The organism is Thomasclavelia sp. (assembly GCF_017889095.1).
GTDB lineage: Bacteria > Bacillota_I > Bacilli_A > Erysipelotrichales > Coprobacillaceae > Thomasclavelia.
Map to the genome: position 1 here is coordinate 1 of NZ_JAGHEW010000008.1, position 6,222 is coordinate 6,222.

Consider the following 6,222-nt stretch of genomic DNA (forward strand, 5'->3'; position numbering starts at 1 on the left):
CAATCATGACCAGGTTTTAAATAATATGAAACAACATGATGAAAATAGTTTATTGTTAATTGGTAAATTAAGTGATCAAGATAAAGTCGTTAAACGGAAAGTTAGTTCTAATAAGTGTTTATCAAAACAGTTATCAATGTTTTGATAACAGATAAAGATGAATTAAAAATCACAGTATGATGCAATGGAATATTATGCTATAATGGATTTATAGTGAAGGAGGTTGAATATGACATTTAATAGACGCAGAAATTTAATTATAATTGGAGCAGTAGTAATTTGCTTAATTGTAGTGGCAGTATTTTTTATCTTTAGTCGCGGTAAAAGCGCAGATGATTATGTGGCAGAATATTTTGAATTATTAACAGATAAAGAATATGAAAAAATGTATGCTATGTTAAGTGATGATGGCAAGATTGAAAAAGATGCTTTTGTAGAAAGATATCAAAATATCTATGAAGGAATCGAAGCTAGTGATTTTAAACTAACGATCAATGATAGTGAAGATGATGTGGTTGATTATCAATTAACGATGAATACTGTTGCTGGAAAAGTTACTTCTAAAAATAAAGTTACGGTTAAAGATGATAAATTAGTTTATAACGAAGCTTTAGTATTAGAGGGGTTAGAAGCAGATTATAAAGTTCGTGTAAGCAGTGATCAGGCAACTCGGGGACGGATTTTAGATCGTAATGGAAATGAACTAGCAACCCAGGGGGAAGCTTATTCGGTTGGCTTAGTTCGTGGTAAATTAAATGGTGAAAATGATTATGGAAGAATTGCCAGTTTATTAAATATTACTAGTGAAGATATTAAAGATGAAATGAGTGCTTCATGGATCAAAGATGATTCTTTTGTGCCCTTAAAAGAAATCGCTAAAAATGACCAGGATCGAAGCATTGTTGATCAATTATTAGCTATTCCTGGTGTTAAGATCAATACCGTAACTGTTCGTTATTATCCTTATGGTAAAGCAACGTCACATTTGACCGGTTATTTACAACAAGTCAATGCTGATGATTTAAAAAAACATAAAGGTGAAGGTTACAATGAAAACTCATTAATTGGTCGTAGTGGTATCGAAGCAGCTTATGAAAGTGATCTAAAAGGTAGTGATGGTAAAACAATTACGATCGTTGATAGCAATAACAAACTAGTAAAAACGGTAGCTGATAAAGAAGTTAAAGATGGTAAAGATATTAAATTAACGATTGATGTTTCTTTGCAACAATCGTTATACAACGAATATCAAAACGACCAGAGTGCTTCAGTTGCTATGAATCCAAAAACGGGGGAAATCTTAGCGTTAGTTTCTACTCCATCTTTTTCAAGTAATGATTTCATCTTAGGATTTAATAGTAGTGACTGGCAGGCCTTAAATGATGATCCTAGTAAACCATTAACTAATCGTTTTAAAGCAACATTTGTACCCGGATCAAGCATGAAGCCAATTACAGCAGCTATTGGTTTGGACTCTGGTGCTATTGACCCTGATCAAGATCTAAAAGCTCAAGATAAATGGCAAAAAGATTCTAGCTGGGGTAATTATTATGTAACGACATTACATGCGCCAACACCAAATGATCTAAAAAATGCCTTAATTTATTCTGATAATGTTTATTTTGCTAAGGCAGCAACAAATATTGGTAAAGAAGATTTAATTGATGGTTATCAAAAACTAAAGATTGGTTCTAAAATACCATTTGAGCTATCATTAAATAAATCACAGTATCAAAATGATGGCAGTGATTTTAATGACCAGCAATTGGCTGACAGCGGTTATGGACAAGGACAATTATTGATGAATCCAGTGCAAATGACAGCTATTTATAGTGCTTTTGTCAATGAGGGTTCAATTAAACAGCCATATTTACTGCTTGATGAAAAACCAGATGATGACTGGATCAAAAATGCTTTCAGTAAAGAAACTGCCAATATGATCAAAGATGATCTAATTGAAGTAATTAGTGATAGTAATGGTACAGGTCATAGTATTTATCATCAAAACGTTGAATTAGCTGGAAAAACAGGTACTGCGGAAATCAAAGCATCGCAAAGCGATACCACAGGTAAAGAAATTGGCTGGTTTGCGGTTATGACAACTAATAGCGATAATCCTATCTTAATTGTTACAGCAGTTGAAGATGTTAAAGATCGTGGTGGTAGCGGTTATGTTGTTGAACATACCAAAGCTCCGTTAGATAGTTATTTAAATAAGTAAAAACCTGCAAACGCAGGTTTTTATTTTAATAATTCTAGAATTTGACTAATATCTTTTTTACCAAAGTAAACATCCTGATCATTGACGATCATACAAGGAACGGACATGATTTGATATTGATCTTTTAGATCAGGAAAATGAGCTAAATCAAACATTTCAGCTTCAATATTAGAATTTTCTAAAGCAATGCGCTGACTAGCCATAACGACATCAGGACACATTGTACATGAAAGTGAAGCTACTACTTTGATATTTAATGGTTTATTGATACTTTTAATTGTATCAATGATTTCTGCTTCTAATGGCTGTTTAGGGCCAACGGCATTATAAATGGCAATGACAAATGAATTAAATTCATGACCACCAGGAATCGCATGATATGAAACGTTTAGATAATTGTCATTTTCATCATAGAAACTGATAGTTGCAATGGTATCAGTTTTAATTACCTGATATGATAATTTATCACTTAAAGTGACAAATTCATCAAGAAAACTGATCATTTCTTTAGCTAAACTGCTATTATCATCATAACATTTTAAAACTAAATTTCTTTCTAGTTTATTAAAGATCGGGGTTAACTGCGCTTTTATGGCATCAGTAATAAAACCGCTAGAATTATCATCAGTTGCAGTTGGTTTTTCTTCGGTTTGTTTAACTTCGATCTTTTTCGGGTTTAGATTATGTTTAGATACAATGTTTGGAATATATTTTTCTAGTGAAGTAGCGGCTTTAGCGCCATCACTTACAGCTGTAACAACTTGACGCAAATCTTTAACACAAACATCACCAGCACCATAAACACCATCTAATGATGTTTTTTGATTTTCATCAACAATCAAGTTACCAGTTTCATTGATTGCAACCTGATCTTTAAATAGGGCAGTAGCTGGTTCGTATCCGGCAAAGACAAATACACCAAAAGTATCATTATCTTTAGCTTCGTAAGTCCAAGTTTCACCAGTCTGGTTGTTTTTAAAAGTCGCACTTTGTAACTGGTTAGTTCCTTTAACTTCAACGATTTCACTATTGTAGTAAATATCGATATCAGGATGTGCTTTAGCTTGATCACTTACTTGTTTAGCACAAGTAAAATCTTCTTCACGAATAATAATCGTTACTTTACGACCATATTTTGTTAAAAAGACTGCTTCTTCAGCAGCCGCAAAACCGCCACCTAAGACAAAGATATCTTTGCCTGTAAAAAATTCACCATCACAAGTTGCACAATAAGCAACACCACGACCTTGGAATTCTTTTTCACCAGGAAAACCAATTTTACGAGGATGGCTACCAGTCGCTAAAACAACACCGACACTTTGAAATTCACCTTTATCGGTAATAATTGTTTTAACATCACCGTTTAATTTAACTTCAGTAACATTAGCTAATAAAAATTCAGCACCAAAATTTTGGGCTTGTGTACGCATTTGTTCGGTTAATTCTTTTCCGCTAGTTTTTACTATCCCTGGATAATTAACAACTTCAGAAGTAATCGTAATTTGACCGCCAATTTTTTCTTTTTCAATTACCAGAACTGAAAACTTAGCACGTGCTAAATAGATAGCAGCTGACAGTCCTGCTGGACCGCCACCTACTACTATTGCATCATATAATTTATTCATTAAATTAATCCTACTAAATCTAACGACGGTTTAAGTGTTTCTTCGCCTGGTTTCCATTTAGCTGGGCAAACTTCATCACCGTGTTCATAAACAAATTGTGAAGCTTGAACGCGACGGAATAATTCTTCGGCATTACGACCAACATTACCAGCGATTACTTCATACATTACGATCTTACCTTCGGGATTAATGATAAAGCTGCCACGTTCAGCCATACCATCAGCTTCAATATATACATCAAGATCTTTAGCCAATTTAGCAGTTGGATCAGCGATCATTGGGTAATTGATTTTTTGAATTGTTTTTGATGTATCATGCCATGCTTTATGAACAAAGTGGCTGTCGCATGATACTGAATAAATTTCACAGTTAATCTTTTTGAAATCTTCATATTTGTTGGCTAAATCTTCTAATTCAGTTGGACATACAAAAGTAAAATCCGCAGGATAGAAGAATAATACACTCCATTTACCTAATAAATCTTCTTTTTTTACTGTTTTAAATTCATTTTGATGAAAGGCCTGAGCCTCAAAATCTGTAAGTTCTTTTCCAATTAATGACATCTTTTCTATCTCCTTTATTTCTATTATTCAACAACTTGTTTTAACATCCAAATTGTTTTAGTAAAATTTTCAATATAACTATCCATTAAAGCCGATATAATAAAGCTATTATTTTGATCAGCTTCAACTTTAATATCTTTAACACTAGTTAATAAATAATCAAAATCTTTAAGCACCATTGCATAGATTTCATTAGAAGTTAAATGTTTTTCATCGGCTTCTTCGATTTTTGCAAGCTTTAAATAGCCACTAAGCGAAGCTACCGGATTGCTTCCGATCATTAAAATATTTTCCGCAACTTCATCAATCGCTTCATTGATATAATTATAATATTCTTCTAATTTTGCATGTACGGTAAAGAAATCTTTTCCTTTAATATACCAGTGAAAGTTTTGTAGTTTATGGTATTCAACTACCAAATCAGCTAGTAAAGTATTTAATTTTGCTTCCATTTTCTCAACTCCTTTTTTTAAAATTATTAATATTCAATTGTCGATATATGTTAGACTTTTCTAACTGTCTAAATTCTACCATGAAATAAATACCGACACAATTATTATGCACTTTTATTTTTTAAATAAACTATTATAAATAAAAAAGACCTAATTAGGCCTTAGCTTGTTTACATGACTCGCGTTCAATTAAAGTACATGGTAAAACGATCTTCATTGGAGTTGGTAAAGGATATTTACTTAAAATATGATAGACGATACTAGCCCCATATTCGCCCATTAAAGTAGCTGGAGCATAGATCGTTGTTAGTGGCGGGGTAGTAAAACTAGCCGCTTTGATATCATCAAAACCAATGATTGAAATATCATCAGGCACTTTGATATGATGTTCCTGCAGCGCTCTTAAAGCACCGATGGCAATAGGATCACTGGCACAAATTAAAGCGGTTGGTAAATCATGATTATTGATCATTTCGACCATCATTGCATATCCCGATTCACTTGTAAATTGATCTTCTAAAAAATAAGGCTGATAGGTAATGTTGTTTTCTTTACAATAATTAATAAAGACTTCTTTTCTTTGATCAAGATAAACTGTCTGATCATCAAGATATTCCTTACCACCTAAAAAACCAATTTTTTGATGATTTAATGCTTTTAAATAATCTAAAGCTGTTTTGATTGCATGGTCAAAATCAAGAGTGATTGTTGAATCGTTGTTATGAAAACTTAGCATATCTAAGAAAATGATCTTATTAGTTATCTTTTTGAATTTAACGATTTCTTCATTACTGAATTTGCCAATGCAAATTAAACCATCAACATTTTTTAATGTTTCTAAATAATTAAGATCGGTTTTAAATGTTCTAATAACATTAATATTATATTGCAAGCAAAAATTTTCGATTCCCTGACGTACTTGCAAATAATAAGGATCATCGATTTCTTGCTGTAATGAGTACCATTGGACGATTCCTAGAGTAAAATCTCCTTTGTTTGTTTTCCTTTTTTTAGTATAATTTAGCTTTTTGGCTGCATCAAAAACCGCCTGTTTAGTTTCATTTGGAACCGATAATGTTTTATCGTTATTAAGAATGCGAGAAACCGTCGCACTAGATACATTAGCTAAATTCGCAACATCTTTAATCGTAGCCATGCTTTACCTCCTTAATTTATAGGTATTATACCTTATTTTTACCATTTATAAAAGATTGATACTACTTATTATACTATTTTTATTAAGCGATATACGAATATCTCAAGTAAAAATAATAATTATATTTACTAAAAATTTACTTATATATTTAGTAAATATATTTGACATCATAATTGTAATCGATTACAATATAAACAAGGAGGAA

At 32.0% G+C, this 6,222-nt stretch carries 5 protein-coding genes; 1 reads left to right on the top strand and 4 read right to left on the bottom strand.

All coding sequences use genetic code 11. From position 1 onward, the window contains the following. Positions 1-229 precede the first annotated feature (229 nt). Complete coding sequence (locus J7M77_RS00245) at positions 230-2,221, top strand: penicillin-binding transpeptidase domain-containing protein (protein ID WP_296874853.1); 1,992 nt, start codon at positions 230-232, stop codon at positions 2,219-2,221. Between the two features lie 20 nt (positions 2,222-2,241). Here J7M77_RS00245 and J7M77_RS00250 read toward each other — a convergent pair whose 3' ends face one another. The 4 genes from J7M77_RS00250 to J7M77_RS00265 form a co-directional block, all read right to left on the bottom strand. Continuing rightward, entirely contained in the window at positions 2,242-3,846 is a 1,605-nt protein-coding gene (locus J7M77_RS00250; RefSeq protein ID WP_296874855.1) for an FAD-dependent oxidoreductase, read from the bottom strand. After that, positions 3,846-4,409, bottom strand: a complete 564-nt coding sequence (ahpC, locus tag J7M77_RS00255; protein ID WP_296874857.1) for an alkyl hydroperoxide reductase subunit C — start codon at positions 4,407-4,409, stop codon at positions 3,846-3,848. Before ahpC ends, J7M77_RS00250 begins: the two co-directional genes overlap by 1 nt. 23 nt (positions 4,410-4,432) lie before the next feature. After that, positions 4,433-4,861 carry a DNA starvation/stationary phase protection protein gene (locus J7M77_RS00260; RefSeq protein ID WP_296874859.1) on the bottom strand — a complete coding sequence of 143 codons (429 nt, stop codon included), beginning with the start codon at positions 4,859-4,861 and terminating at the stop codon, positions 4,433-4,435. A 154-nt stretch (positions 4,862-5,015) separates the two neighbouring features. Continuing rightward, positions 5,016-6,017 carry a LacI family DNA-binding transcriptional regulator gene (locus tag J7M77_RS00265; protein WP_296874861.1) on the bottom strand — a complete coding sequence of 334 codons (1,002 nt, stop codon included), beginning with the start codon at positions 6,015-6,017 and terminating at the stop codon, positions 5,016-5,018. Positions 6,018-6,222: the final 205 nt, after the last annotated feature.

Excerpts from the sequence above, each read along its gene's own strand:
- J7M77_RS00245 (WP_296874853.1), top strand. The coding sequence starts at position 230 with ATGACATTTAATAGACGCAGAAATTTAATTATAATTGGAGCAGTAGTA.
- J7M77_RS00250 (WP_296874855.1), bottom strand. The coding sequence starts at position 3,846 with ATGAATAAATTATATGATGCAATAGTAGTAGGTGGCGGTCCAGCAGGA.
- ahpC (WP_296874857.1), bottom strand. The coding sequence starts at position 4,409 with ATGTCATTAATTGGAAAAGAACTTACAGATTTTGAGGCTCAGGCCTTT.
- J7M77_RS00260 (WP_296874859.1), bottom strand. The coding sequence starts at position 4,861 with ATGGAAGCAAAATTAAATACTTTACTAGCTGATTTGGTAGTTGAATAC.
- J7M77_RS00265 (WP_296874861.1), bottom strand. The coding sequence starts at position 6,017 with ATGGCTACGATTAAAGATGTTGCGAATTTAGCTAATGTATCTAGTGCG.